Raw genomic sequence first — 25,192 nt, 5'->3', positions numbered from 1 at the left:
GCCCGCCTCGACGTTTTGTACGTGAATCGAGCTAGCTGCGCAGCACGACGTTCGCGGGGGCGTCACCACGCTGCATCCGCTCTATTTGGTCGCGAATGAGGCGAACCATGCGCGGGCGCATCGCGCTCGTCGCGCCGCCGACATGCGGCGTGACGAGCACGTTGGGCAGCGCAAAGAGCGGATGCCCGTGGGGCAGCGGCTCAGGATCCGTCACGTCGAGCGCGAGCCGCAGACGCCCGCTGCCGGCGTGGGCCAGCAGCGCGTCGGTATCGGCGACCGGGCCGCGCGCGATGTTCACGAGCAGGGCGCCGTCTTTCATGCGCGAGAGGAAGGCATCGTCGACGAGATGGGTGGTGGACTCGCTCAGCGGCACACCGATCACGACGACGTCGGCCCGTGGCAGCAATTCCGGGAGTGCGTCCATGGCGTAGATCTCGCCGCGCGCATCGGTGCGGGCGGTGCGCGCGACCCGAACCACCGTGGTCTCGAAGGCGAGCAGCCGAGCCTCGATCGCGGCTCCGACTCCGCCGTACCCTATGAGCAGCACGGTGCGATCGGCGAGGCTCGGGTGGTGCGCCGGCGCCCAGTCGCCCTGCTGCGCGGCGCGAACGAAGTCGGGGATTCCCCGCTGTGCGGCGAGGATGAGCGCAAGGGTGAGTTCAGCCGTCGATGTCTCGTGCACGGTCGCTGCGTTGGCGAAGACATGACCAGCCGGAAGCAGCTGGTCGATGCCGTCGTAGCCGATGGATTGGCTCTGCACGAGCCGGGTCTCGACGCCGGCGAGGTGCGCCATCCGGTTGGCGGCGCCCATGTACGGCGTCACCACGAGGTCTATCTCGGGAGCGGGAGCGGGGCCCTCCATCGACCACTGTACGAACTCCACACCGTCGATGTGCCCGAGCGCCTCGCGCAGGTCGGACTCGGGCAGGCTGACGCGCAACGCAAGGGGGCTCATCGGTCAAGCCTAGACGCGACACCGGTGCTGTCGCCGCGTGCCCCAGGTCGCGTACTGGTCGACCGGCGGCCGTCACATCGTCCCGCTGCCCGGGAGGGTGCGATTGGCGCAGGTGGCCCCGGCGCCTCGCCCCCTGCGCCTCGCCCCTTACCGCCGCAGGCGTTCCCGCGGCTGCGGCACGGTGGCCGTCGCTCGCCGCAGGGTGCTCAGGCCGACCCCGGCGAACACGATCACGCCTCCGATCAGCTGCGGCGTAGTGAGCTGCGCGCCGAGAATCACTGCGATGATCACGGTGAATACGGTGATGAGGTTGAGAAACAGCCCCGCACGCCCCGGTGGAATGGTCTTCAGGGCCGAGTTCCAGAGCACGTAGGAGCCGATCGATGGGAAGATGGCGATGAAGATCACAGCCCAGCCGATCTGGGCATCCGCTGGCCAACGTGCCCCGCTGAGAACGGCGACCGGTGCGAGTAACACCGCGACGAGGGTACCCTGAACGGCCGTGGCGGTGATCGGTGGCACAGGAAGCCCCCGGCCCACGATGGTGTAGAGGCTCCACACCACGATCGCGCCCACCATGAGCACGTCGCCCGCGTTTGGTAGTCGAGTCAAAACGGATGCGAGGGCGCCATTTGTGATGATCAACACGACTCCGAAGAGGCCGAGTACGAGCCCCGCGATTCCGCGCCAGCCGATACGTTCCCGCAGCAGAAGCGCGGCGAGCACGACCATCACCGCCGGGTTCGCCGCGTTGATGAGTGAGGCGGACTGCGGGGTCGTGTACTGCAGAGCCGTATAGAGCAGCAGGTTGTAGCCGCCCACGCCGAGACCGGCGAGCAGCAGAAGGCGCGGCCAATGGCGCAGTACCTGTCGCCAGTCGGGCCTCTCGACGACCTGGGCGAGGATCAGCAGTGGCGCGCAGGCCAGCAGCCAGCGGAGCCAGGTGAGTTCCACCGGTGACATGGTCTGCACCGCGATACTGCCGACGAGGTAGTTCCCGGCCCACATGAGTGTGGCGAGAACGAGCGCGATTGTTGCCCTCATGTGGAGCCCGCCCCGGTGGTCGCGCGGCCACGGCGAACCGGACCGAGGAGGGCTGGCGTGGAATGGGTCATCGTGTACCTGACGTTCGGTGAACGGTCTCCTTCGACCCTAGACCGCGCGCGACCATCATCCCGGCGCTGTCGACCGGTGCGGGCGAACCGGGAATTTTCACCGAGGTGGCCTGTTGACTAGAGGAGCACGTGTGGCGGCGATCGGGACAGCCCGAATGCTGTCACCCCGCGAAACCAACGGAAAGAAGCTCGCTCATGGACCTCAACACTGTTGATCTCACCAATCGACGCGGAATCATCACCGGTGCCGGACAGGGCATCGGCCGGGCGCTCGCGCTCGAATTCGGTCGACGCGGCGGACACCTGCTCCTGGTTGGCCGTCAGCTCGCCACCCTCACCGAAACCGCGCGGCTCGTTGCCGCCGAGGGCGGAACGACCCAGCTCCTGGTCGAAGACCTGACCGCGCCGGGCGCCGTGGAGCGAATCGCGGAGGCGGTTGCACCCTGGAGTGTCGTTGACCTCCTCATCAACAACGCCGGAAACGTGCGAGCCGGTCGACTCGACGTGACCGCCGACGCGGATGTCCACGCGATGATCGATCTGAATCTCACCGCCCCGATCCTGCTGACCAAGAGCCTCCTTCCCGCCCTTCGACGAAGTGGGCAGGGCCGTGGCAGCATTCTCCTGAACATTTCCAGCGGGATTGCGCTCGTCGGGATGCCGTTCTACTCGATCTACGCGGCAACGAAGTCGGGCATCGCGCAGTTCGGCGAATCGCTGCGCCGCGAGCTGATCGGAACCGGCGTGCATGTTGCCACCGTGTATCCCGGCGCGACGGACACGGCCATGATGACCTCGCAGAACGCCGGTGCCGACCTTGGGTGGGAGCGCCGATCGCTCGCTGACGTCATCACCGACCTGATTGCGGCGCTGGAGGCGGGCGAGCATGAAATCAACACCGCGCCGGAAGGCCGCCGGGCGATGCAGCAGCTGAATATCACCGACCCCCTGGCCGTGGATGCCGCCCTCGCGCCCGGCCTCGAGGCCCTCGAACTCGCGGTCCGCGACCACCGCAGCATCTAGGAGGTTCCTGGTGGGCGCTCAGCCCGCCGGATTCGTGCCGGGCCGCGAACCAACCCAGTGCAATCTGCCGCACCCCGCACCCCGCACCGAGTCACGTTCCGGGCCCGAGCCCGGACAGAAAAAAAAGAACTCAGCGCGGGACGGTGGCCTCGACGATCGCGATCTCGCGGGTGGCGGTCTCACGGTTGAGTTCGGCGGCAGTCTCCCGGTCCCGGTCCCTGGACGGCTGCAGGTCACGCCCATCGCCGGAGTGCAGCACGCGCACCCGGGGCGCGGTGAACGGATGCAATTGCACCCGTAGTCGGCGATAGCGCACCATCCAGAACAGCACGACGGCTGCGGCCAACAGGCCGGAGATCGCGGCGACGCCGAGCGCCCAGCGCGGGCCACAGGCATCCGCTACCCAGCCGACGAGCGGTGCACCGAGGGGAGTGCCGCCGACGAAGATGGCCATGTAGAGCGCCATCACGCGGCCGCGCATCTCGGGGCGGGTCGTGGTCTGCACGTAGGCGTTCGCGGTCGTCATGAGCGTGAGCGAGGACAATCCGATGAGCACGAGAGAGACGGCGAAACTCGCATAGGTGGGCATGATCGCGGACAGTGCGCAGGCGATTCCGAACAGGGCGGCGCCGAGCACGATGAGCCGCAAGCGGGCCCGACTGCGCCGGGCGGCGAGCAGCGATCCGGCGACGGCGCCAATGGCCATGATTGAGCTGAGCAGGCCGAATTCTGCGGCCCCCCGGCCGAATTCAATCGTGGCCATGGTCGAGGTGAAGATGGCGAAGTTGAGTCCAAATGTGCCGATCAGAAAGACCGCGATCATGACCACGATAATGTCGGAACGCCCGCGCACATAACGGAAGCCGGCCATGAGCTGCCCGCGCTCGCGGGAGATTTTGGGCTGGCGGCGCAGCTGGTGCGTGCGCAGCAGAGTCATCGCGAAGACGGTCGCGGCGAAGGTGACGGTGTTGATCATGAATACCCAGCCGGCACCGGCGGCGACCGTGAGCAGGCCGGCAGCGGCCGGTCCGATCAGGCGAGCACCGTGGAACGACGCCGAGTTGAGTGCGACCGCGTTCGAGAGGTTCTCTTCGGCGACGAGCTCGGAGACGAACGTCTGGCGAGCCGGCGCGTCGATCGCGGCGACGACGCCGAGGCCGAAAGCAAACAGGTACACGTGCCACAGCTCAACGACCCCGGTGACAGAAAGAATGCCGAGGCCGAGGGCCAGCAGCCCCATCAGGGTCTGGGTGAGAATGAGCAGCTTGCGCCGATTGAACCGGTCGGCGATCAGGCCAGACCACGGCATGAGCAGCAACATCGGGCCGAGCTGGAGCGCCATGGTGATGCCGACCGCGGTGGCGTTATAGTCGGTGAGCTGGGTCAGCACGATCCAGTCCTGCGCGGTGCGCTGCATCCAGGTGCCAATATTCGACACCAAAGCTCCGGCGAACCAGATGCGGTAATTAACAACGCTCAGCGAGCGAAACATGGCACTCAACTGTCGGCGAGCTCCTTCATGATCAGGGTTGCGTCGGCGAGAACGCGATGCTGTTCGGGGCTGAGCTGGGCGACGCGTTGCACCAGCCAGGCATCTCGGCGCTTGCGGGTTTCGGTCATCATTTCGCTCGCGGCATCCGTTGTACTGAGCACAATCTTGCGGCCATCGAGCGTGGAATCGGTGCGGGTGACGAGGCCGGCATCGACGAGGCACTTCACGGTGCGGGTCATCGACGGTGGGGTTACCCGCTCGAACTCGCTGAGTTCGGTGAGCGTCAGCGGGCCGTGCACGTAGAGCGCGCCGAGCGCCGAGAACTGGCCGCTCCCCAACTCGTTGTCGGCCTTCTCCTGACGTAGGCGCCGCGCCAGACGGCCATTGGCCAGGCGAAATTCGTGGCTGAGTTCGGCGGTGTTGGGCGCTGCGGCCGGCCGGTGTGCGGTGGCCGGCCGCAGCGCCTTGATGACGCCCAGGGCTGCGGATTTCGGGTGCGTTCGCGATTCCATAGATACTTAGCATAGCAAATTAGCCTCGCTAAGTATATTGTTTTCCTGTCCCCAGCGGCTCCGAACAGGGCAGACTGGCCTCGTGCCCACATATACGGATGCCTCTGGCCTGGTTATCACCTATTACCTCTGGCCGGTCGATGCTGCCCGAGCTGTCGTTCAACTCGCGCACGGCGTCGGTGAGCATGCCCAGCGCTATGCTGCGCTCGCCGCCGACCTCAACCGCGCCGGGTATACGGTCTACGCCGACGACCACCTCGGCCACGGCCAGACCGGACTCGCCCAACACGGCGGCGACCATACCCAGCTCGGTCGGCTCGGCACGGGCGGGCTGCGCGCTGCCGTGGCCGGCGTGCATCAGCTGAGCGGAATCATCCGCACACAGCACCCGGCGCTGCCACTCGTGCTGCTCGGGCACAGCTGGGGATCGTTCATGGTGCAGATGATCGTCAACGAGCATGCCGCGGAATACGACGCCATTGTGCTCTCGGGCACCGCGTACCGCTGGCCCGGTTACCTCGACGGCGGCGACCTCAACCGTAAACACCAGACGCTCGGTACGACCGGGGTCGAGTGGCTCAGCCGGGACCCAGCCGTCGCGCACGGCTTTGTGGCTGACCCGCTGACCACGGCGACGCCGCTCGCGAAGCTGTTCGGCTTTCGCGAGGCCGCCCGCCTGTTCGGTCGGCCAGCCCGTGATTTGCCGGGTACCCTGCCGCTGCTGGTGCTCGTCGGCGGCGACGACACCGTTGGCGGGGAGCGCAGTGCGCTCAAACTGGTGAACGCCTATATCCGGCGCTCCGGGCTGCGGGATGTGCAATTGGTCGTGTATCCGGGAGCGCGGCACGAGGTCTTCAACGAGACCAACCGCGACGAGGTGATCGGCGACCTGGTGGCCTGGCTCGACGCGCGCTTTCCGCGTAAGCCGTAGGCTGGTTTCATGCATGGTGAATATAAGGTTCCGGGCGGCAAACTGGTCGTCGTCGATCTCGATGTCATCGACGATGTCATCACGAACTTTCGTCTGGCCGGGGACTTCTTTCTCGAGCCCGACGATGCCCTCGAAGACATCAATGCCGCCGTGACCGGCCTGCCGGCCGGCAGCTCGGCGGCCACAATCGCCGCTGCCGTGCGCGATGCATTGCCGAGTGGCGCCATTCTGCTGGGCTTTTCACCGGAGGCGGTGGCGGTCGCGATTCGCCGTTCACTCGCTCAGGCGAGCACCTGGCGGGACTATGACTGGCAGATCATCCATTCGCAGACGCCCGACGCGCCCGTGCTGCAGATGGCCCTCGACGAGGTGCTCGCGACCGAGGTCGGCGAAGGACGCCGCGGTCCCACCCTGCGCATCTGGGAGTGGAATGAGCCGGCCGTGGTCATTGGCAGTTTTCAATCGCTCAAGAACGAGGTCGACCCGGAGAACGCCGCGAAATACGGTTTCACCGTGGTGCGGCGCATCAGCGGCGGCGGCGCCATGTTCATGGAGGCCGGCTCGGTCATCACCTATTCGATTTATGCACCGACCGACCTCGTGCAGGGCATGAGCTTCGCCGACTCGTACGCGTTTCTCGACGAGTGGCTCATCATCGCCCTCAAATCACTCGGTATCGATGCGTTCTACCAGCCGCTCAACGACATCACGAGCCCGACCGGCAAGATCGGCGGTGCCGCGCAGAAGCGCCTCGGCAGTGGCGCCGTGCTGCACCACGTCACCATGAGCTACGACATGGACGGCGAAAAGATGGTGCAGGTGCTGCGCATCGGCCGGGAGAAGCTCAGCGACAAGGGCATCACGAGCGCCGCCAAGCGCGTCGACCCGCTGCGCAGGCAAACCGGCCTCAGCCGGGCCGCGATCATCGACCGCATGAAGGAGACCTTCATCGGTCTCTACGATGCCACCGAGGATGACGTCACCACCGAGGAATATGCCAAGGCCACCGAGCTCGTCGCCAATAAGTTCAGCACCGAGGCCTGGCTGGCGCGGGTGCCCTGAAAGCGCCACGAGCGGGTGCTGCCGGCCGGGCCCAGAGCGTCCGCTCGCCGTTACCGTCCGCGCGTCAGCAGGTCTTGGTATTCAGCGTGGGTGTCGATCCAGTGCGCAACGTACGAGCAGGCCGGTACCACGGCGAGGTCGGTGCGCGCACGCACGTCGTCGAGCGCCTGCTCGATGAGAATGCTCGCCACACCGAGTTGACGCTGCGCCGGATCGATCTCTGTGTGAGTGAAATGCACGGCATTCGATGTCGTGACGTAGTCAGCGAGCCCCACGGTCTCGCCGCCGAGCCACACCGTGTAGCGGCTCTGCTCGGGTTCGCGGCGCACCATCAATAGGCCCAGCTCGGCCAGATTCTGCGAGTGAATGGTTGTCGATTCAGCAGTCACCACGACAGACTAAACCGATTGTTGGCGCGGAGGCTGAAAGAATGGACAAATGCCAACCGCGTGGACACCGACCAGCCCGAGCCGCGTCATCCACGCCAACAATCTCGAGGTGCTGCCGAGCCTGCCCGATGGCGCTTTCACCCTGATCTATCTCGACCCGCCGTTCAACACCGGCCGATCGCAGAAACGACAGAGCACCACCTCGGTGCGCTCGGTCAGCACCGACGGCTCGCACGCGGTCGGCACGATCACGGGGTTCAAGGGGCAGCGTTACGAACGCATCAAAGGCGACGTGCTCGGCTATGACGACCAATTCGACGATTATTGGGCCTTTTTGGAGCCGCGCCTGATCGAGGCGTGGCGCCTGCTCGCACATGACGGCACGCTCTACCTGCACCTCGACTACCGCGAAGCGCACTACGCCAAGGTGCTGCTCGACGCCCTGTTCGGCCGTGAGAGTTTTCTCAACGAGCTCATCTGGGCCTACGACTACGGCGCGAAATCCAAGAACAAGTGGCCGACCAAGCACGACACGATTCTGGTCTACGTGAAAAACCCGGCCCGGTACTTCTTCGACTCGACCACGGTCGATCGCGAGCCGTACATGGCGCCCGGCCTGGTCACGCCCGAAAAAGTGGCCAGGGGCAAACTGCCGACGGATGTCTGGTGGCACACGATCGTCTCGCCCACCGGTAAGGAGAAAACCGGCTACCCCACCCAGAAGCCGATTGGAATATTGCGCCGCATCATCCAGGCATCGAGTCGGGAGAATGACTGGGTGCTCGATTTCTTCGCCGGTAGCGGCACGACCGGCGCGGTCGCGGCCGCGCTTGGCCGCCGCTTTGTGCTCATCGACCAGAACCCCGAAGCGCTCGCTGTCATGCGTGCGCGCTTCGAATCGGTTTCCGGTGTCGAATTCCTTGAACTACCCGCTGAACCCGAGAAGAACGGGTGAGACTTCGCATTTTCACCGCGCCCCAGCAGGGTGCCGGCTTCGACGCCTTCTTGCGCAGCGACCATTATCAGGTCGTGGGTGAGGGCGACGGCCTGCCCGGCCCGACGGATGTCTGGTGGCACACGATCGTCTCGCCGCTGGGGTCGTTCCGCAGCTGAACTGAGGCGAGCAGCTCGTTGGTCAGACCCCCGCGTGCACCGCCCGAATGTGCGAGGCATACCAGCGCCCGCTGTCTTTCACCGTGCGCTCGAGCGTGTCATAGTCGACCCGAATGATACCGAACCGTTTTTCGTAGCCGTACGACCACTCAAAGTTGTCGAGCAGCGACCAGACGAAGTACCCCCGCACGTCGGCGCCGGCCGCAATCGCCTCGCCCATCGCGTTGATGTGCGCCGCGATGTAGTCGGTGCGCAGGGCGTCGTGCACAGCGCCGTCGGCGCCCACCGCGTCGTCGTAGGCCGCGCCATTCTCGGTCACATAGAGTGGCGGTAGCCGGTCGTACTCCTGGCCGAGCCGCACCAGCAGCAGGCGCAGCCCGTCGGGGTTGACCTCCCAGTCCATCGCGGTGCGCGGCAGCCCGCGGCTGGGAAAGGTGATGTACTCCGATCCGATCCAGGGTGACCCGACCGGTCGGGTGGCGCCACCGGTGTGTCCGTCGCTCGCCGAGACATCCGCATGCCCACTCACGAGGTCATCGTGATAATGGTTGACGCCCAGAAAATCCAGCGGAGCGCCGATGATTGCCAGGTCGTCAGAATGGATGACCTCGGCCAGGCCGAACGGCTCAAGGTCGCGCAGGATGTCGTCCGGATAGGCGCCGCGCAGCAGCGGGTCGAGAAAGATTCGGTTCGCGAGCGAATCGAGCCTCCGGGCCGCCTCGACGTCGACCGGGTCGGCGGCATCCCGCGGCACGGCATTGGTGAGGTTGAGCGTGATGCCGAGGTGCTCGGCCCCGGCTGACCGCAGCGCGTTCACCGCGAGCCCATGCGCGAGGTGCTGGTGATGCACCGCGGCCACCGCCGCCCGGCCATTCTGCCGGCCCGGCGCGTGCACGCCCGATCCATAACCGAGCAGCGAGGAGCAGAACGGTTCGTTGAACGTAGTCCAGTGCGTGACCCGGTCGCCGAGCGCGGAGTAGACATCCGTCGCGTAGTCAACGAACCGGTACGCTGTGTCGCGGCTGGCCCAGCCCCCCCGCTCTTCGAGGGCCTGCGGCAGGTCCCAGTGATAGAGCGTGAGCCAGGGCAGAATACCGGCGCCGAGCAGTTCGTCGACCAGCCGGGAGTAGAAGTCGAGCCCCACCGGGTTCACGGCGCGATCGCCCGGTCGTACCCGCGACCAGCTGGTCGAGAACCGGTAGGAGTCGAGGCCGAGCGAGGACATGAGCTGCACGTCAGCGGGCCTGCGGTGATAGTGATCCACCGCCCTTTCGAGGTCGTCACCGCCCGCGATGGCACCCGGAACGCGCGCGAACGTGTCCCAGATCGAATCCTCTTTGCCGCCCTCGTGGCCGGCGCCCTCGATCTGCGCGGCGGCCGTCGCCGACCCCCAGATGAATCCGCGCGGCCAGGGGAACGGTGTGGGTTCGATCTGCGACATGACGTCACGGTACCCTGCCGTGCCGCGTTCGACCAGTGACTGGGCCGTATCCTCGTCGACACCTCGCCGCAGGGCTTTCAGGACTCTGATAGTCGTCGCGGCTAAGCTCGAATCATGCTGCAGAACAACGAACCCACGGAGGCCGACCAACGGCGTCTCCGACGCCGGTTTCTGATCGGCGTCATCATCGTTGGAGTACTCGTTGCCCTCGCGGCGATCGCGCTTTACCTGAGCGCCGCAGTCAGTGCCTGACCTCTTCCCCCTCTCCCCATCGAAGTGAGTACATTGTGCAGTTGACCCGGTGGCAGCGACTCGGCCTGACGACGGCCATCGGAGCCGCACTCGCGGTCGGCGCGACCGCGCTCGTCGTTCAGGCCCTCGAGGGTCCCAGGGGCCCGGCGCACACCGCGCAGACAACGGATGCCGCCACCCCCGCCGCAACGGATGACCCGGCTCGCGCCACCCCCACCGACCCGGCCGTTGCCGTTGCAGTCGAACCGACGGCCGAACCGGCCCTCAGCGCCCCCGTAACCGCACAGGTGGACTACGCCTTGGCGCACTGGAAGCTGGAAAACTACAACGCCGCCGCGTGGGGCGTTCTCGGTGAAAACGACTGCGTCAACTTCGCCAGCCAGGCCATGATCGCGCGCGGCTGGACCATGGACGGCGTCTGGTCAAGCCCGAAGAACGGCAACGCCTACGACGCCTCGGCGGCCTGGCGCAGTTCCACCGCATTCATGAACTACATCGCCTCGACCGGCAAGGCGACCGCCCTGACCGATCAGCAGCGCGACCGGGTGAAGGTCGGTGACATCGCGCAGTTCGACTGGGACAACACCGGCGACCGCGATCACACCGGGATCGTCACCAGGGTAGAGCGGGTCGGCGACACCATTTCAATCTCGTTTGCCGGGCACACCCTGGATTCCGATTACCGCTCGGTCGACACGGCGATCACGGTCGACCACCCGGGCGGCCGAGCGTACTACTGGAGCGTTCCGTAACCGCATCGCGTGAACGCTACCGCGTGTGCTGCGCTGAGGGCGGGGCTCGGTTAGGCGATCGCGTCGTCGACGATTGCCTTCGCCTCGGCCTGCACCCGGGCCAGGTGCTCCGGGCCGAGAAAGGACTCGGCGTAGATCTTGTAGACGTCTTCGGTGCCACTGGGCCGGGCCGCGAACCAAGCATTTTCGGTCGTCACCTTGACGCCGCCGATGGCCGCGCCGTTGCCGGGGGCCACACTGAACGCCCCGGTGATCTTCTCCCCGGCCAGCTCAGTGGCCGTGATCATCGAGCCGTCGAGCTTGCTCAGCGCTGCCTTCTGCGCGGGCGTTGCTGCGGCATCCACTCGGGCATAGGACGGAGCGCCGAAGTGCTCGGCCAGTTCCGCGTAGCGCTGGCTGGGAGTCTTGCCGGTCACCGCGAGAATCTCGGAAGCAAGCAGGGCGAGCAGAATGCCGTCCTTATCGGTGGTCCAGACGGTTCCATCGAAACGTACGAAGCTTGCGCCAGCGCTCTCCTCGCCGCCGAAGGCCACGGAACCGTCGATGAGTCCGGGCACGAACCACTTGAAGCCGACCGGCACCTCCCACAGGTCGCGGCCAAGAAAGCCGGTCACCCGGTCGATCATCGTCGACGAGACGAGGGTCTTGCCGACAGCGGCGTCGGGCTTCCAGCCTTCCCGGTGGCTGTACAGGTAGTCAATGGCGACGGCCAGAAAATGGTTCGGGTTCATCAGGCCGCCGTCGGGAGTGACAATGCCGTGCCGGTCCGCGTCGGCGTCGTTCCCGGTGAGAATGTCGTATTCGTCCTTGTGGGCGACAACGGATGCCATCACCGACGCACTCGACGGATCCATGCGGATCTTCTCGTCCCAGTCCAGAGTCATGAATCGCCAGGTGGGGTCGACGGTGGGGTTGACCACGACCAGGTCGATCTCGTAGCGGTCGCGGATGGCACCCCAGTAGCCCACGCTGGCGCCGCCGAGCGGGTCGGCCCCGATGCGGATTCCGCTGGTGCGGATGGCCTGCATGTCGATGATGTTCTCGAGGTCATTTACGTAGTGGCCGCGAAAGTCGTAGGTTTCCACGGCGCTCGGCTCGCTCATCAGCACGCCGACCAGGCCAGTGGCGATGAGTTCATTGGCCCGGTTGGCGATCCACGAGGTGGCGTCGCTGTCGGCCGGGCCGCCGTGCGGCGGGTTGTACTTGAAGCCGCCGTCCATCGGTGGGTTGTGGCTCGGCGTGACGACGATGCCGTCGGCCAGGTCGCCGTGCTCGGCGCGGTTGTAGGCCAAAATCGCGTGCGACAGGGAAGGAGTGGGTACGTAGTCGTCGAACTCGTCGACGAGCACGCGCACGCCGTTGGCGACGAGCACCTCGAGCGCGGTCGTGTAGGCCGGGCCGCTGAGCGCGTGCGGGTCGGTGCCGATGAAGAGCGGGCCGGTGATGCCCTGGCCGGCGCGGTATTCCACGATCGCCTGCGTCGTCGCACTGATGTGATCCTCATTGAACGCGGTGTTCAGCGAACTGCCGCGATGCCCGGAGGTGCCAAAGACGACCCGCTGGGCCGGCACCGCCACATCCGGTTTCAGGTCGTAATAGGCCTTGATCAGCTCATCAACATCGATCAAATCAGTTTCCAGGGCTCGGGTTCCCGCTCGTTCGCTCATGAGCACAGTCTGGCACCCCCAGTAGGCTGAGAGCCATGCCCGACTCGCCGAATGCGCCCACAAGCCAGACCTACAGTTATCTCGGTCCGGCCGGTACGTTTACCGAAGCGGCACTCGCCCAGGTGCCCGAGGCGCGCGGGCAGATCTGGCGCCCGGTCAACAATGTCGGCGAGGCCTTCGCCGACATCGCATCGGGCCGCAGCCAGGCGGCGATGATCGCCATTGAGAACTCGGTCGACGGCGGCGTCACCGCCACCCAGGACGCGCTGGCGAGCGTGCCAAACCTGCGCATCGTCGGCGAATATCTCGTACCGGTGAATTTCGTGCTCGTCGCGCGCCCCGGCACCACCCTCGCCGACGTGCGTGTCGTCAACGCGCATCCGGTTGCCTACGGGCAATGCCGCAACTGGCTCGAACGCACACTGCCGAGCCACGGTCACATTCCCGCTTCGAGCAACGTCGCCGCCGCGTCTGCCCTCCTCGGCAACAATCAAGCGGATGCCGCGATCGCCCCGCCCGGCATAGACAAGCACCACGACCTCGTCGTTCTCGCGTCAGAAATCGGTGACAACCCGAACGCGGTGACCCGGTTCGTGCTCGTCGCCCGCACGTCGGAAGTCGCCGCGCCGACCGGTGCGGACAAGACCAGCGTCATCATTGAGCTGCCGAGCGACCGTTCGGGTGCCCTGCTGGAGATGCTCGAGCAGTTCGCCACCCGTGGCGTGAACCTCAGCCTCATTCAATCGCGGCCGATCGGCGATTCCCTCGGCCGCTACCGTTTCGTCGTTGACGCTGACGGACATATTCTCGACGAGCGCGTCGCTGACGCGCTACTCGGCCTTCGTCGCTTCAGCCCCAAGGTGATCTTTCTCGGGTCGTATCCGCGAGCCGACAAGCGCCGGATCGAATTCACCTCCCGCTACGACGACGGCATCTTCATCGAGGCCAGGGACTGGTTGCGTGGCCTGATCGCCGGGGAGCCCACCGACTGAAGCGCACCGAGTCGCGCGCCGGGCTCAGGCGCCGGAGTCAGCGGGCACGCGCACGATGAGCGCGTCGGCATCGGCGTGCAGTCGCACTTTGTGCACCAGGCCGAACTCGTCGCCGTCGAGCTCAAATTCTTGCGCGTGTTCGAGCACGATGCGAATATCGGGCCCACGCAGGGTTGTCATGACGCGCTCATTCGATGATTCGGTTGCCTGAATCATGCGTCGGCCCACCGCTGAGCGCCTCAGCACCCCGTTCTCCCAGGTCACCCGGCGCCAGATGGTCAGCCAACCGAGTACGCCCTTGGGCTGCAGCACGGCAATGTCGAGAATGCCGTCGTCGAGGCGCGCCTCGGGTAGAAACTGCAGGTTGCCCGGCAGTAGTCCGCAGTTGGCGATGAGAATGGCGCTCACCTGCGCTGGCCGGTCGGTTCGCCCCCCCACGCTGTAGCGGATACGAAATGGCTGCGCTTTGGGCAGCGCTCGTGCCACCCCGTCGACGTAGGCGAGCCACCCCACCTGCTTCTTGAGGTCGTCGCGGGTGTGGGCGATCATCTGAGCGTCGAGGCCGAGCCCGGCCATGACCAGAAAGACGTGTTCCTCCACGGCGCCGGCTTGGGTGGTCATGCTCGCCACGCCGAGGTCGATGGGCTTATCGACGCCGTTGAACGCGATCGTGGTCGCGGCATCGATGCTGCCAAGCGGCAACAGCAGGTTGCGGGCGAGCAGGTTGCCGGTGCCCGACGGCACGATAGCCATGGGCACGCCAGACTCACGCAGTGCCTCGGCCACGGCCCGCACCGTGCCGTCGCCGCCGGCCGAGAGCACCATGGCGGCGTTGGCATCGAGGGCCCGTCGTGTCGCCGCCTGACCGACATCGTCGACACTCGTTTCAAACCATTGTGTTTCAGCCCAGCCGGCGGCTCGTTCGGCCGTGGCCACGCTGGCCCGCAGCTTGTCGAGGTCAACTTTCACGGGGTTGTAGACGACGGCGGCGTGCTGATTGAGTTTTCCGGAGGCGCTCACGAGGCCTAGGCTACTGGGTTGCACTCGCGATTGCCCAACAGCGCACGCTTGTAGACTGGCCGAGTGATTGATCCGGTGCTGTTACGCGAAAACCCTGACCTCTTCAAGCGTTCGCAGGAGTCTCGTGGCGACTCCGTTGAGGCGGTGGATGCCGCGCTCGCCGCCGACGCCGAACGACGTTCGACGATCACCGCGTTTGAAGACCTGCGCGCCGCGCAGAACCTGTTCGGCAAGCGCGTGGCGGCTGCGCCCGGAGCTGAAAAGAAGGCGCTCGTCGCCGAAGCGCAGAGCCTTGCCGCCGAGGTGAAGGCCGCCGGAGTCATTGCCAGTGATGCTGACGCCCGCTTTACCGCGATCGTCAAAACCATCGCAAACCCGATCATTGACGGTGTTCCCGCGGGCGACGAGGCCAACTTCGCGACCCTGCGCACTCACGGAGCGGCACCAGTTTTTGATTTCGAGCCGCGCGACCACCTTGAGCTCGGCGAACTGCTCGGCGCCATCGACATGGCCCGCGGTGCCAAGGTCTCCGGAACCCGGTTCTACTTTCTGAAGGGAATCGGTGCCCGCCTCGAGATCGCCCTCATGAACATGGCGCTCGACCGGGCCCTCGAAGCCGGCTTCGTGCCGCTCATCACCCCCACCCTGGTGCGCCCCGAGATCATGGATGGCACCGGCTTTCTCGGCGAACACAACGACGAGGTCTACTACCTGCCCGCTGATGACCTCTACCTCACCGGCACGAGCGAGGTCGCGCTCGCCGGATATCACAAGGACGAAATCCTCGACCTGTCCGAGGAACCCCTGCGTTACGCCGGCTGGTCCACCTGCTACCGCCGCGAAGCCGGCTCGGGCGGAAAAGACACCCGCGGCATCATCCGCGTGCACCAGTTCAACAAGCTCGAGATGTTCACCTATGTGCTGCCCGACAACGCTGAAGCCGAGCACGAGCGCCTCGTCGCCCTGCAGGAGGTCATGCTGCAATCCCTCGGCCTGAGCTACCGAGTGATCGACGTCGCCGCGGGCGACCTCGGCTCGAGCGCCGCCCGCAAGTTCGACATTGAGGCCTGGGTCCCCACCCAGAACGCCTACCGCGAGCTCACCAGCACGAGCAACTGCACCACCTATCAGGCGCGCCGGCTGGACATCCGCTATCGCACCGATTCGGGCAAGACCGCGCCGGTTGCCACGCTCAACGGCACGCTCGCGACCACCCGCTGGCTGGTCGCGATGCTCGAAACGCACCAGCAAGCCGATGGTTCGGTGCGCGTTCCAGACGCGCTACGGCCCTACCTCGGCGGCCTCGATGTGTTGATGCCCCTCCCGGTGCGGGGAGCGAAGTGACCAGCGTTGTGACCACCGAACCATGGCTCGTCGCCCTCGACATCGATGGCACCACCATGCACGAAGACGGGTCGATCAGCCAGGCCGTGATCGACGAGGTTAGCCGGCTCGCCGCTGCCGGCCACGAGGTCATGCTCGCCACCGGGCGCTCCGCCGCCGCTGCCCTGCCGGTGCTTGACCGACTCGGCATCTCTCCGCGCTACGTGGTCTGCTCCAACGGTGCCATCACCATGCACCGCGACGCCTCCGCGCCCATGGGCTACCGCCGCGAATGGGTCGAAACCTTCGACCCGAGCGACGTGCTCACCTCGATTCGAGCGCACCTCGGCTCGGCCCGGTTTGCGGTCGAAGACGAGCACGGCTTCTACCGCTACACCGAGCCGATTCCGGATGCGACGATCGGCATGGACAGCGAACGGGTCGATTTCGACGAGCTTCTGAAGCACCAGGCGACCCGCGTGATCGTCATCTCGCCCGATCACGACATGGAGGATTTTCTCCAGGTCGTTGAACGCATGGGTTTGAACCGGGTGAGCTACGCGATCGGGTGGACGGCCTGGCTCGACATCGCCCCCGACGGTGTGAACAAGTCAACGGCGATGGAGCGGGTGCGGGTGTCGGTCGGTATTCCCCGCGAACGGGTAATGGCCGTTGGTGACGGTCGAAACGACATCGACATGCTGCACTGGGCCGCCGAATTCGGTCGCGGTGTGGTCATGGGAGAGTCGCCCGATGATGTTCTGGCCGCCGGTTCGGAGGTCACCGGCAACGTGTCCATCGACGGCCTCGCCATGGTGTTACGCACGCTCTAACGGGTATCCAGCCGTTTGTCAGCCTGCTCTGTCAGCCTGAGCAATCTGCCATCGGCTAGAATCGGCCCAGTTCGCCCAATATTTCTGCGCTGTACTGTGCGCGGGGAATGGGCAACCGGGAGGGCTGTCCGAGCGGCCGATGGAGCCAGTCTTGAAAACTGGTGGGCAGAAATGTCTCGTGGGTTCGAATCCCACGCCCTCCGCAGCACGAGCGCAATGCAGCTTCACCGCACTGAATACGACCGGCGCACAACGATTGTCGCCTCAGGCACACCACGCCAACAAGTCGATGAGAGGACATGAGTGAGCGACCAACTTCGCCCCCGCAAGTCAGGTTCAACGAACCTCAAAACCGTTGCTCGTCACGGTCGGCTGAAGAAGTCGAACGCGGCCGTCGCCGTGGCAAAGTTCATCGCGGCCAGCGTGGCCGTCGTTCTGGTCAGTGGATTCTCCGTGGCCGCCATCGCCACCTATGACGTCGCCACGAGCGTGCAGCCCAGCGTGCACCTCGCCAATGAGTCAAACGGCCCCGTTCCCTCGATCGGCGCCATCAACGGCGGCGTGAACATGCTCATCGTCGGCAGCGACAGTCGGGTCGGCCAGGATGCGGCCTTTGGTCCAGTGGATTCCACCGGCGACCTCAACGACGTGACGATGCTGCTGCATATCTCCGAAGACCATAGCAACGCCTCCGTCATCAGCTTTCCGCGTGACATGTTCGTGGCGATTCCGTCCTGCCCGAAAGAGGGAGGCGGCACCTACAGTGCCATGAGCAGCCAGAAGATCAACACGACGCTCAGCTATGGCGGGCTCGCCTGCACGGTGGCGACGGTCGAAAAGCTGACCGGTCTGTCGATTCCGTTCGCGGCCGAGGTGCAGTTCAGTGGCGTCATGGCCATGTCGACGGCTGTCGGCGGCGTGCCGGTCTGTGTGGCCAGCAAGATTGAAGACGAGTACACCGGTATGTTCCTCGATGTCGGGGAGCACACGCTGTCGGGGTATGACGCTCTGCAGTTTCTGCGGACCCGACACGGGCTTGGCGACGGCAGTGACCTGACTCGCATCAATAACCAGCAGCTGTTCATGTCGTCGCTCGTGCGCACGATCAAGAGCGCGGATACCCTGTCTGACCCGACCAAGGTGTACTCGCTGGCCAAGGCCGTGACGGCGAACATGCGCCTTTCCGACAGTCTCAACAACGTATCGACGATCGCCTCGATCGCCATTGCGCTCAAGGACATCGACCTGAATCAGGTTGTCTTCGCCCAGGTGCCCACGGGCAATGTTGCCGGCGGCGTCGCGGCCACCCAGCCGGCCTTCGATAACCTGTTCCAGGCGGTTGCCGCCGATGATCCGCTCACGCTGAGCGGTACGACTGGGCGGGGCACGACCGCTGATCCCAATGCACCCGTTGCCGCTGATCCAGCGCCGGCCGTTCCGGTTGACCCGACCGCGACGCCGGAACCGACCGCGACGCCGGAACCAACCGGGACGCCGGAACCAACCGCCACTGATTCGGCTGGCGTCTTGTCGGAGAAGGTGACCGGGCAAACCGCGGGCGACTACACCTGCACCCAGGGCCGCACGCTCAAAAACCAATAGTGCGCGGTGCGGCATCCGTCGTCGTGGTGTAAACGACGGATGCCATGCGGCTAGGATGGACCAGTGTGTTTGCGTCAAGCAACACCAAGGAGACGTCGCATAGTTCGGCTTAGTGCACCACCCTGCTAAGGTGGAGTACCCTTTACGGGGTACCGTGGGTTCAAATCCCACCGTCTCCGCACTGAGGAATTCACGTAATTCCGGCGATTTGTTCACGAAATTCTTGCGGTAACCAAAAACCGGCGATCCCATCGTCGGGTTTTCGCTTTAATGCGCTGTTTCTGAAGGTGTTCGCCCCGAAATACGTCGTGTTCGGAGCGTGATCGTTGCTTAAACAGCGATACGCCCTGTTTGGAAGGCTCGGTTAGACCCGTCCATGCCGGTCCGCTCCGCGAGACGATCGCAAGTGTCAGGAAAAGCTATGGTCTCCTCGACGTCATGCAGCGCTCAGACAACGAAGAGCGTCAGTGGATCCTTCACGCCGAAACCGTTCCGGAGCTTCGCCACGCCTCGAAACGGCTACTCGATCCGCAGTCTCAGGTGAAGAGGCTCACGCCACCTGGACCAACCAACAGTCCCACGACGATGAGCACAATACCCCAGAGAATCTGTCGTCGAAATAGCGCGAAAATGCCTGCAATAACAAGGATTACTGCAATGATCCAGAGAATTGTTGCCATGGTGCTGCTCCATTTCATTCAGCGCCGACGGGCCGTACGCCCACAGCGGTTTTTGATCTGTTAAAGCGAACGTACCCCCTGCTCGGTCTCTGACCACTGTGTTTTATCCAGAATGTCGTGGAGGTGAGACTCTGTCATCAGCTGTTAGCGGCCATGCGAAACGACCAAGAGAACCCAAGCACCAGACAGGTGGGGGTTAGGGCACGCGAGGTGCCCCCATTAGTTAATTTCTCTACGAGAGATTAACCATTAGTAATCCTCTTGAACGGATTTCGGCCGGCGAAATCGAGCAGCTGCACCACGAGCTCAGCGCCGAGCTCGCTGGCAGGAAGCCCGGCGTCATCAGCATGAACGATTGCCTGAAGGAGGTTGGTGATCGCTGTGGCGGTCGGCTGTAAGGAGCCGTCCGGCAATGCACATCGAGCGGCCACGGAACGCCGCCATTTGTCAAACTCCACATCGAGAAGCTTCTTCCGGGTTTGTTTCCTCCGTCCCCCAAAGAACGCGAGGAAGTCGGAAAGCCTGAGGGGCAGGTCGTCGAGGTCGTTGTCCTCGAGGTACTTCGCTCTTCTCGCCTCCGAGATAAGCGCGCTTCGATGAAATGGCCTCATTTTCGGTTGGCGTCAACAGAAGCCAAGTTGTTCGCTGTGCCAAGCTCCTCGAGGCGTTGGGGTCTGGTCAGCTGTCGGTATGTCAGATTCCTCGGCGCAACCCACCATTCGCTACACGGAGGGCCGGCACCGCTAGGACGGCGACCGATCAGGCACTGAGATGGAATTAAGTCGGCGATGTGATGGAATCGAAACTATTCGTCTCGGTTTCCTTTAGCTCTATGAGTGGCCTGTGGGAATTACGTAAACTACCCGCACTGAAAGCCGCAAATTCTACCGCGGTTTGCGCAGACGGATCGGACCTTTCGCCGCAGAAGGATCCACGACCGCGCCGCCCTGTGTTATCTGCACCTGTCCGGCCGCGACCATCCGCCGAGCGGCACGACGCGTCGGCTCCAGGAGAGCGCGCCACGATTCGCCGCCAACCGCGCGCGCTACGTCGGACGGGCAGATCGAGGCATTCCCAGCACGCGTCGACAGCAGTTGCTCGATAGTGCGCTCCAACTCTCGGTCGGTGTCATCAACTCCGTGCCGTCGGCACGCGTCGGAGCAGTACTTCACGTTGGCCCAGTCCTGTGCCCAAGACGCCCGCCAGGTGATCCGACGGCCGCAGGACGAGCAGGTGCGCTCGACCGGCGAGACCTGATCGATGTCGGATGCGCGCTGTCGGTGGGCCACCATTCCATTCTGCACCCGTGGACCGTCGCTGTCAGGGGTGGGGACCCCGGTCGTGAACTGGTCACACCCATACGCAAGCCGATAGACGTCTGACGAGGACAGTACGACCGCGGTGAGACACCTACTCTTTGGCGACGAGGGTGGCGGCTCCCGTCTCGAGCAGCGAGTTGCGGTTCACCGCGCCGGAGGCATCCGTTGCGAGCTCGAAGCTGCGGCCACCGAAGACGAGGCCGCGCACATCGAGCGCCCCGGCGATCGGGAGGGGGGAGACCCGGAGCTCGTCGGCCTGCGCGTCGGGTTCGAGGCCCAGGATCGTGCCGATGACGGCGACGGCGGACGCGGCCGACCACGCCTGCGGGCGGCAGGCCGCGGGGTACGGGATCGGGGTGGCGGTCTCCTCGGTCGAGTGGCCGGAGTGGAGTTCCGGCATCCGATAGTCGAAGCCCTCCGCGGTGCGCAGTAGCCCCTCGATCAGGATGGCTGCCTCGGCGCCGAAGCCCGCACGGCCGAGCCCGGCGATCGCGATCGCGGTGTCGTGGGTCCAGACGGAGCCGCCGTGGTAGCTTAGCGGCCAGTAACCGGCGGAATCGGTCGACATCGTGCGGAGACCGTAGCCGGAGCTCAGCTCGGGGGAGACCAGGCGCTTGGCGACCAGGCGCGAGCCTTCCTCGTCGAGGATGCCGGTGCCGAGCAGGTGACCGATGTTGCTGGTCACTGTGTCGACCTTCTGTTTGTGGGCGTCGAGGGCGACGGCGGGGTAGGCGCCGTCGGGGGATTCGATCCAGAACGCCTCGTTGAACCGGGTCTTCAGCGCGGCCGCCCAGTCGCGCCAGCCCGCGCCGCCGGAGCGGCCGAAGTGGTCGAGCAGAGCCGCGCCGCCGATGGCAGCCTCGTAGGCGTAGGCCTGAACCTCGCAGAGCGCGATCGGCCCTTCGGAGAGGCGTCCGTCCCGCCACTGGATGGAATCGCCGGAGTCCTTCCAGCCCTGGTTGGCCAGGCCGTGCCCGGTCGAGTCGACGTATTCGAGGAAGCCGTCCCCATCGCTGTCGCCGTAGGAGCGCATCCAGACCAGCGCGGTTTCGAGGTTGGGCAGCAGCGCCTCGACCTCGGCGTCGGGCATACCCCACTTCCAGGCGTCGTGCAGCAGGTTGATCCACAGGGCGGTCGCGTCGACGGTGCCGTAGTAGAGCGGCGGCAGGGAGGTCTCCTCGCCGGGCATGTCGAGGGTGCCCGGGCGCAGCTCGTGCATGATCTTGCCGGGCTGTTCGGCGGTCGCGGCGACCGTCTCGGTGCCCTGCAGCGCGGCGAGCACGCGCAGGGTCGACCCGGCGAGGCCGGTGCCGAGCGGCAGCAGCATCCGGGCGGCCCAGATCGAGTCCCGGCCGAAGAGGGTGAAGAACCACGGCGCCCCGGCGGCGAGGAACACGTCGTCCGGCTGGTCGCGGGTGACCATCCGCAGCCCGGCGAGGTCCTTGAGTGCGGTGTCCACCCAGGCGCCGAGGCGGGAGTCGTCGGCTCTGGCTGTGACGCCGGTCCAGTCGGACGCCCCGCTCGCGCCGCGAACGACGGCCGACGGGTCGACGATGTCCAGTTCCCAGCTCACGCTGACGCTGCCGTGGGAGGGGATCGTGACGTTCCAACGTGCGGTGGTCAGCCCGTTGGCGTCGACGACGAGGTCGGCGCCTGCGGAGGAGAACGAGGCCGTGATTGCGCCGGAGGAGTAGTGCACCCCGACATCGTCGAGTACGGAGGCGACCACGACGTCGGGCGTGTGCACGCCGCCCTTGACGTCGTGGATGATGTCGAATGAGGGCGTGAGCTCGAGCGTCACGGTCGTCTCGATCGGGTCGGTGATGGCGCTGGTGAGCTCGATCGTCTCGGTCACTCGGCCGTCCCGCACCCGGCGTACCCGGTTGAGCAGCACCCGGGGGTCGGCGCCGCGGCCGTCGAGGTGGCGCAGCAGGGAGACGAAGCGGAGCGTGGCGGCATCCGTCACGCTGTGCGAGATATTCTCGGGCACCTGGCCGCCCACGAGCAGCGTGAGGGCGCCCACAATGCGGGTATCGGAGTGGTAGATGCCGTGCAGGGGGCGGCTGCCCAGTGATCCGTCGGGGGAGGACCAGACCTGGGTGGGCGCGGACAGCGCCACCAACTCGTCGTGGAGCAGGGGCTGGTGGGGGTGCTGGGGTGTCTCGGACATGGTTGGGTTCACGACTCCTCGTTGGTTCGGTGAGCCCGGTAGCACTGCATTTCGAGGCCCGATGTGCGACTGGTTGTTGACAGATTCGCGTATTCAGGTAACGTAGCACTCAAGATTTGAACGATCAAACTTTTGAACGATCAAATCACCGCTCATGGCAAGGAGGCACCGTGGCCCGGTTACCGACGATCGACGACGTCGCTCGTGCTGCGAAGGTGTCGAGGCAGACCGTGTCCAACGTGTTGAACACCCCGGCCATCGTCAAGCCCTCGACCCGCAAGCGCGTCGAGGTCGCCATTCGCAAGCTGGCCTATCGGCCGCACGCCTCGGCCCGCCGGCTGCGGATGCGCAAGTCCTCCACGATCGCCATCCGGCTCGACCCGATGACCAACGGCATCTCCGGCGCGCTGCTCGACCGCTTCCTGCACGCCCTGACCGAGCAGGCGGATGCCCGTGGCATCCGGATCCTGCTCTTCACCGCCGCCGACCCTGCCGCTGAGATCGAGCAGATCCGCAAGCTGCGCGCCGGCGCCGACGTGGACGCGTTCGTGCTCACCGCCACCTTCCACGGCGACCCGCGCACCGAGTGGCTGGTGGAGAACGACGTTCCGTTCGTCACCTTCGGCCGGCCGTGGGGTGCCAATGACATGAACGACCCGAGCCACCTCTGGGTGGACGTGGACGGTTTCGCAGGGATGCGCGAGGCAACCATCCACCTGATCGACGAGGGCTCTTCCCGGATCGGCTTCATCGGCTGGCCGAGTCTGTCCGGCACCGGAGACGACCGGCGCCGCGGCTGGCAGACCGCCGTCAAGGAGCGACTGGCCTTTGGCGACGACGACCTCGCCGCCCTCGACCTGAGTGTGGAGGACCGTCTCGAAGACGCGAGGGATGCCGTGGTCGCGCTCCTCCCGAGCGACGAACGGATCGACGGCCTGGTCTGCGCGAGCGACACGCTGGCCCTCGGCGCCATGATCGCCGCAGCATCCGTTGGCCGGAGCGACCTGCCGATCATCGGCTTCGACAACTCGCCCGTCGGCCAGGCCATCGGCCTCTCCAGCGTCGACCAGACCCTCGACGAGGTCGCCGCCGGCGCCCTCGAACTGCTGCTCGGCGAGACCGGGGGAGACCTCGTGCACCGCGACGCCGCCGCCGGGAACACCCGTCACCGGCTCATCACACCTCACCTCGTCAGCCGGCAGCCTCTGCGGCTGCTGGCCCCTGACGCGGTATCGACCCCCACCGCAACCAAGAATGCGGTCGGCAATCACAGGAATGGAAAGGAATAACAATGAAACTACGACGAGGAACACGCTGGGGCGCTGTTCTGGTGGCTGGCGGACTGTTGGCTAGCCTGGCCGCCTGTTCGTCCGGTGGCACCGGTGGCACCGGCAGCACCGGCGGCGACGTTGCCGGGCAGAAGCTCACCGTGCTGATCGGCTCGAGCGGCGACGCCGAGACGCAGGCCGTGACCGACGCGGCCGCGAGCTGGGGCACCGCAAACAAGGCGACCGTCGAGGTCGTCGCCGCCAACGACCTCACCCAACAGCTGGGCCAGGGCTTCGCCGGCGGCAACCCGCCCGACCTGTTCTACATGGGCTGGGATCAGTTCCAGACCTACGCGAGCAAGCAGTACCTGGAGCCCTACGCCGACAAGGCCGGGAACAAGGATGCCTTCTACCCGTCGCTGACGAGCGCGTTCAGCTACAAGGACAAGTTCTACTGCGAGCCCAAGGACTTCTCCACCCTCGGCCTGATCATCAACTCCGAGAAGTGGGACGCGGCCGGGCTCACCGACGCGGACATCCCCACCGACTGGGCCGGCCTCGAGACGGTCGCCAAGAAGCTCACCACGGCCGACACCACCGGGCTGTCCTTCGGAGCCGAATACGCCCGGATCGGTACATTCATGAACCAGGCCGGCGGATCGATGATCTCCAAGGACGGCAAGAAGGTCACGGCCGACTCGGCTGAGAACCTCGCCGGACTCACCGAGGTGAAGAAGCTCCTCTCCGACGGCGTGCTCAAGTTCCCGGCAGACCTCGACTCCGGCTGGAGCGGCGAAGCGCTCGGCAAGGGCAAGGCGGCCATGGTCATCGAGGGTCCCTGGATCAGCGGGCTCAAGACGGACTACCCCGACCTGAAATACAAGGCCGTTGAACTTCCCGCCGGCCCCGGAGGACAGTCGACCTTCACCTTCAGCAACTGCTGGGGTATCCCGGCCCAGTCCAAGACGGCAGCCGCCGCCGAAAGCCTGGTGAAGTTCCTCACCACTGACAAGCAGCAGCTGAAGTTCTCCGATGCCTTCGGGGTCATCCCGTCGAAGGAGTCGGCCGCCAAGGTCTACTCCACGACGTACCCGCAGAACGAGTCCTTCGTCAAGAGCAACGACTACGCGGTCAGCCCGGTCGCGTTTGCCGGCGCATCCACCGTGATCGGCGACTTCAATTCCCAGTTGCAGGGTCTGAGCACGGCCGACCCCAAGGCGATCCTCGGCACCCTGCAGACGAACCTGCAAGACGCCCTCGACGCCGCGAACAAGTAAGCCG

The 25,192-nt window shown here is 65.5% G+C and carries 25 protein-coding genes and 2 tRNA genes; 15 read left to right on the top strand and 12 right to left on the bottom strand.

Features of this window, described 5'->3' with window-relative positions; genetic code table 11:
- Positions 1-31: 31 nt before the first annotated feature.
- Together LH475_RS04125 and LH475_RS04120 are read right to left on the bottom strand one after the other, a co-directional pair.
- Complete coding sequence (locus LH475_RS04125) at positions 32-955, bottom strand: 2-hydroxyacid dehydrogenase (RefSeq protein WP_196842833.1); 924 nt, start codon at positions 953-955, stop codon at positions 32-34.
- A 147-nt stretch (positions 956-1,102) separates the two neighbouring features.
- Positions 1,103-1,999, bottom strand: coding sequence for a DMT family transporter (locus tag LH475_RS04120; RefSeq protein ID WP_196842832.1), 897 nt, complete (start codon positions 1,997-1,999; stop codon positions 1,103-1,105).
- A gap of 266 nt (positions 2,000-2,265) precedes the next feature.
- Here LH475_RS04120 and LH475_RS04115 point away from each other — a divergent pair, with 266 nt between their 5' ends.
- Entirely contained in the window at positions 2,266-3,093 is an 828-nt protein-coding gene (locus LH475_RS04115; RefSeq protein WP_196842831.1) for an SDR family NAD(P)-dependent oxidoreductase, read from the top strand.
- Between the two features lie 130 nt (positions 3,094-3,223).
- Here the strand turns inward: LH475_RS04115 and LH475_RS04110 are convergent, their stop codons facing one another.
- A complete protein-coding gene (locus LH475_RS04110) occupies positions 3,224-4,594 on the bottom strand; it encodes an MFS transporter (RefSeq protein WP_297412927.1) in 1,371 nt (456 codons plus the stop codon).
- Entirely contained in the window at positions 4,591-5,097 is a 507-nt protein-coding gene (locus LH475_RS04105; protein ID WP_297412926.1) for a MarR family transcriptional regulator, read from the bottom strand. Before LH475_RS04105 ends, LH475_RS04110 begins: the two co-directional genes overlap by 4 nt.
- Before the next feature lie 82 nt (positions 5,098-5,179).
- Here LH475_RS04105 and LH475_RS04100 point away from each other — a divergent pair, with 82 nt between their 5' ends.
- Positions 5,180-6,028, top strand: coding sequence for an alpha/beta fold hydrolase (locus LH475_RS04100; RefSeq protein ID WP_196842828.1), 849 nt, complete (start codon positions 5,180-5,182; stop codon positions 6,026-6,028).
- A 9-nt stretch (positions 6,029-6,037) separates the two neighbouring features.
- Positions 6,038-7,090, top strand: a complete 1,053-nt coding sequence (locus LH475_RS04095) for a biotin/lipoate A/B protein ligase family protein (protein ID WP_297412925.1) — start codon at positions 6,038-6,040, stop codon at positions 7,088-7,090.
- 50 nt (positions 7,091-7,140) lie between these two features.
- On the opposite strand, the gene LH475_RS04090 is transcribed toward LH475_RS04095, so the two are convergent.
- The gene (locus tag LH475_RS04090) at positions 7,141-7,479 is read right to left on the bottom strand and encodes a GNAT family N-acetyltransferase (RefSeq protein ID WP_297412924.1); all 339 of its coding nucleotides are present in this window, start codon (positions 7,477-7,479) and stop codon (positions 7,141-7,143) included.
- Between the two features lie 49 nt (positions 7,480-7,528).
- Between LH475_RS04090 and LH475_RS04085 the strand changes: the two genes are divergently transcribed.
- Together LH475_RS04085 and LH475_RS04080 are read left to right on the top strand one after the other, a co-directional pair.
- A complete protein-coding gene (locus tag LH475_RS04085; RefSeq protein WP_196842826.1) occupies positions 7,529-8,434 on the top strand; it encodes a DNA methyltransferase in 906 nt (301 codons plus the stop codon).
- Entirely contained in the window at positions 8,431-8,592 is a 162-nt protein-coding gene (locus LH475_RS04080; protein ID WP_196843073.1) for a hypothetical protein, read from the top strand. Before LH475_RS04085 ends, LH475_RS04080 begins: the two co-directional genes overlap by 4 nt.
- A 22-nt stretch (positions 8,593-8,614) precedes the next feature.
- On the opposite strand, the gene LH475_RS04075 is transcribed toward LH475_RS04080, so the two are convergent.
- Entirely contained in the window at positions 8,615-10,033 is a 1,419-nt protein-coding gene (locus tag LH475_RS04075; RefSeq protein WP_196842825.1) for a GH1 family beta-glucosidase, read from the bottom strand.
- Between the two features lie 114 nt (positions 10,034-10,147).
- Between LH475_RS04075 and LH475_RS04070 the strand changes: the two genes are divergently transcribed.
- Positions 10,148-10,285, top strand: a complete 138-nt coding sequence (locus LH475_RS04070; RefSeq protein ID WP_196842824.1) for a hypothetical protein — start codon at positions 10,148-10,150, stop codon at positions 10,283-10,285.
- 41 nt (positions 10,286-10,326) lie between these two features.
- Complete coding sequence (locus tag LH475_RS04065; RefSeq protein WP_196842823.1) at positions 10,327-11,037, top strand: amidase domain-containing protein; 711 nt, start codon at positions 10,327-10,329, stop codon at positions 11,035-11,037.
- 50 nt (positions 11,038-11,087) lie between these two features.
- On the opposite strand, the gene pgm is transcribed toward LH475_RS04065, so the two are convergent.
- On the bottom strand, positions 11,088-12,704 hold the full coding sequence (gene pgm / locus LH475_RS04060; RefSeq protein ID WP_297412923.1) for a phosphoglucomutase (alpha-D-glucose-1,6-bisphosphate-dependent): 1,617 nt from the start codon (positions 12,702-12,704) through the stop codon (positions 11,088-11,090).
- A 35-nt stretch (positions 12,705-12,739) separates the two neighbouring features.
- On the opposite strand from pgm, the gene pheA reads away from it, so the two are divergent.
- Positions 12,740-13,696 (top strand): prephenate dehydratase, encoded by a 957-nt coding sequence (gene pheA, locus LH475_RS04055; protein WP_196842821.1) that lies wholly within the window; start codon positions 12,740-12,742, stop codon positions 13,694-13,696.
- A 24-nt stretch (positions 13,697-13,720) separates the two neighbouring features.
- Here the strand turns inward: pheA and LH475_RS04050 are convergent, their stop codons facing one another.
- Complete coding sequence (locus LH475_RS04050; RefSeq protein ID WP_196842820.1) at positions 13,721-14,716, bottom strand: diacylglycerol kinase family protein; 996 nt, start codon at positions 14,714-14,716, stop codon at positions 13,721-13,723.
- A gap of 63 nt (positions 14,717-14,779) precedes the next feature.
- Between LH475_RS04050 and serS the strand changes: the two genes are divergently transcribed.
- From serS to LH475_RS04025, 5 genes are all read left to right on the top strand, one after another.
- A complete protein-coding gene (gene serS / locus LH475_RS04045; protein ID WP_196842819.1) occupies positions 14,780-16,060 on the top strand; it encodes a serine--tRNA ligase in 1,281 nt (426 codons plus the stop codon).
- Positions 16,057-16,872, top strand: a complete 816-nt coding sequence (locus tag LH475_RS04040) for an HAD family hydrolase (RefSeq protein WP_196842818.1) — start codon at positions 16,057-16,059, stop codon at positions 16,870-16,872. Before serS ends, LH475_RS04040 begins: the two co-directional genes overlap by 4 nt.
- A gap of 118 nt (positions 16,873-16,990) precedes the next feature.
- Positions 16,991-17,075 (top strand) — tRNA-Ser (locus tag LH475_RS04035).
- Positions 17,076-17,175: 100 nt separating this feature from the next.
- Positions 17,176-18,474, top strand: a complete 1,299-nt coding sequence (locus LH475_RS04030; protein ID WP_196842817.1) for an LCP family protein — start codon at positions 17,176-17,178, stop codon at positions 18,472-18,474.
- Between the two features lie 88 nt (positions 18,475-18,562).
- Positions 18,563-18,653, top strand: a tRNA-Ser gene (locus LH475_RS04025).
- A 357-nt stretch (positions 18,654-19,010) separates the two neighbouring features.
- On the opposite strand, the gene LH475_RS04020 is transcribed toward LH475_RS04025, so the two are convergent.
- The 4 genes from LH475_RS04020 to LH475_RS04005 all read right to left on the bottom strand — a co-directional run bounded on the left by LH475_RS04020 (position 19,011) and on the right by LH475_RS04005 (position 22,643).
- The gene (locus LH475_RS04020) at positions 19,011-19,154 is read right to left on the bottom strand and encodes a GPGG-motif small membrane protein (RefSeq protein ID WP_166786221.1); all 144 of its coding nucleotides are present in this window, start codon (positions 19,152-19,154) and stop codon (positions 19,011-19,013) included.
- Between the two features lie 242 nt (positions 19,155-19,396).
- Positions 19,397-19,765 carry a hypothetical protein gene (locus LH475_RS04015; protein ID WP_297412922.1) on the bottom strand — a complete coding sequence of 123 codons (369 nt, stop codon included), beginning with the start codon at positions 19,763-19,765 and terminating at the stop codon, positions 19,397-19,399.
- 273 nt (positions 19,766-20,038) lie between these two features.
- On the bottom strand, positions 20,039-20,446 hold the full coding sequence (locus LH475_RS04010; protein WP_297412921.1) for a DUF2256 and DUF3253 domain-containing protein: 408 nt from the start codon (positions 20,444-20,446) through the stop codon (positions 20,039-20,041).
- Between the two features lie 118 nt (positions 20,447-20,564).
- Entirely contained in the window at positions 20,565-22,643 is a 2,079-nt protein-coding gene (locus LH475_RS04005) for a glycogen debranching N-terminal domain-containing protein (RefSeq protein WP_297412920.1), read from the bottom strand.
- A gap of 170 nt (positions 22,644-22,813) precedes the next feature.
- Between LH475_RS04005 and LH475_RS04000 the strand changes: the two genes are divergently transcribed.
- Both LH475_RS04000 and LH475_RS03995 read left to right on the top strand, forming a co-directional pair.
- The gene (locus LH475_RS04000) at positions 22,814-23,932 is read left to right on the top strand and encodes a LacI family DNA-binding transcriptional regulator (RefSeq protein WP_196842813.1); all 1,119 of its coding nucleotides are present in this window, start codon (positions 22,814-22,816) and stop codon (positions 23,930-23,932) included.
- Positions 23,933-23,934: 2 nt separating this feature from the next.
- Complete coding sequence (locus LH475_RS03995; RefSeq protein ID WP_297412919.1) at positions 23,935-25,188, top strand: extracellular solute-binding protein; 1,254 nt, start codon at positions 23,935-23,937, stop codon at positions 25,186-25,188.
- The last annotated feature ends 4 nt before the right edge of the window (positions 25,189-25,192 follow it).

It is taken from the genome of Cryobacterium sp., assembly GCF_026786305.1.
Classification (GTDB): domain Bacteria; phylum Actinomycetota; class Actinomycetes; order Actinomycetales; family Microbacteriaceae; genus Cryobacterium.
The sequence above is the reverse complement of the archived record's forward strand: the minus strand, read 5'-3'. Positions and strand labels throughout refer to the sequence as shown.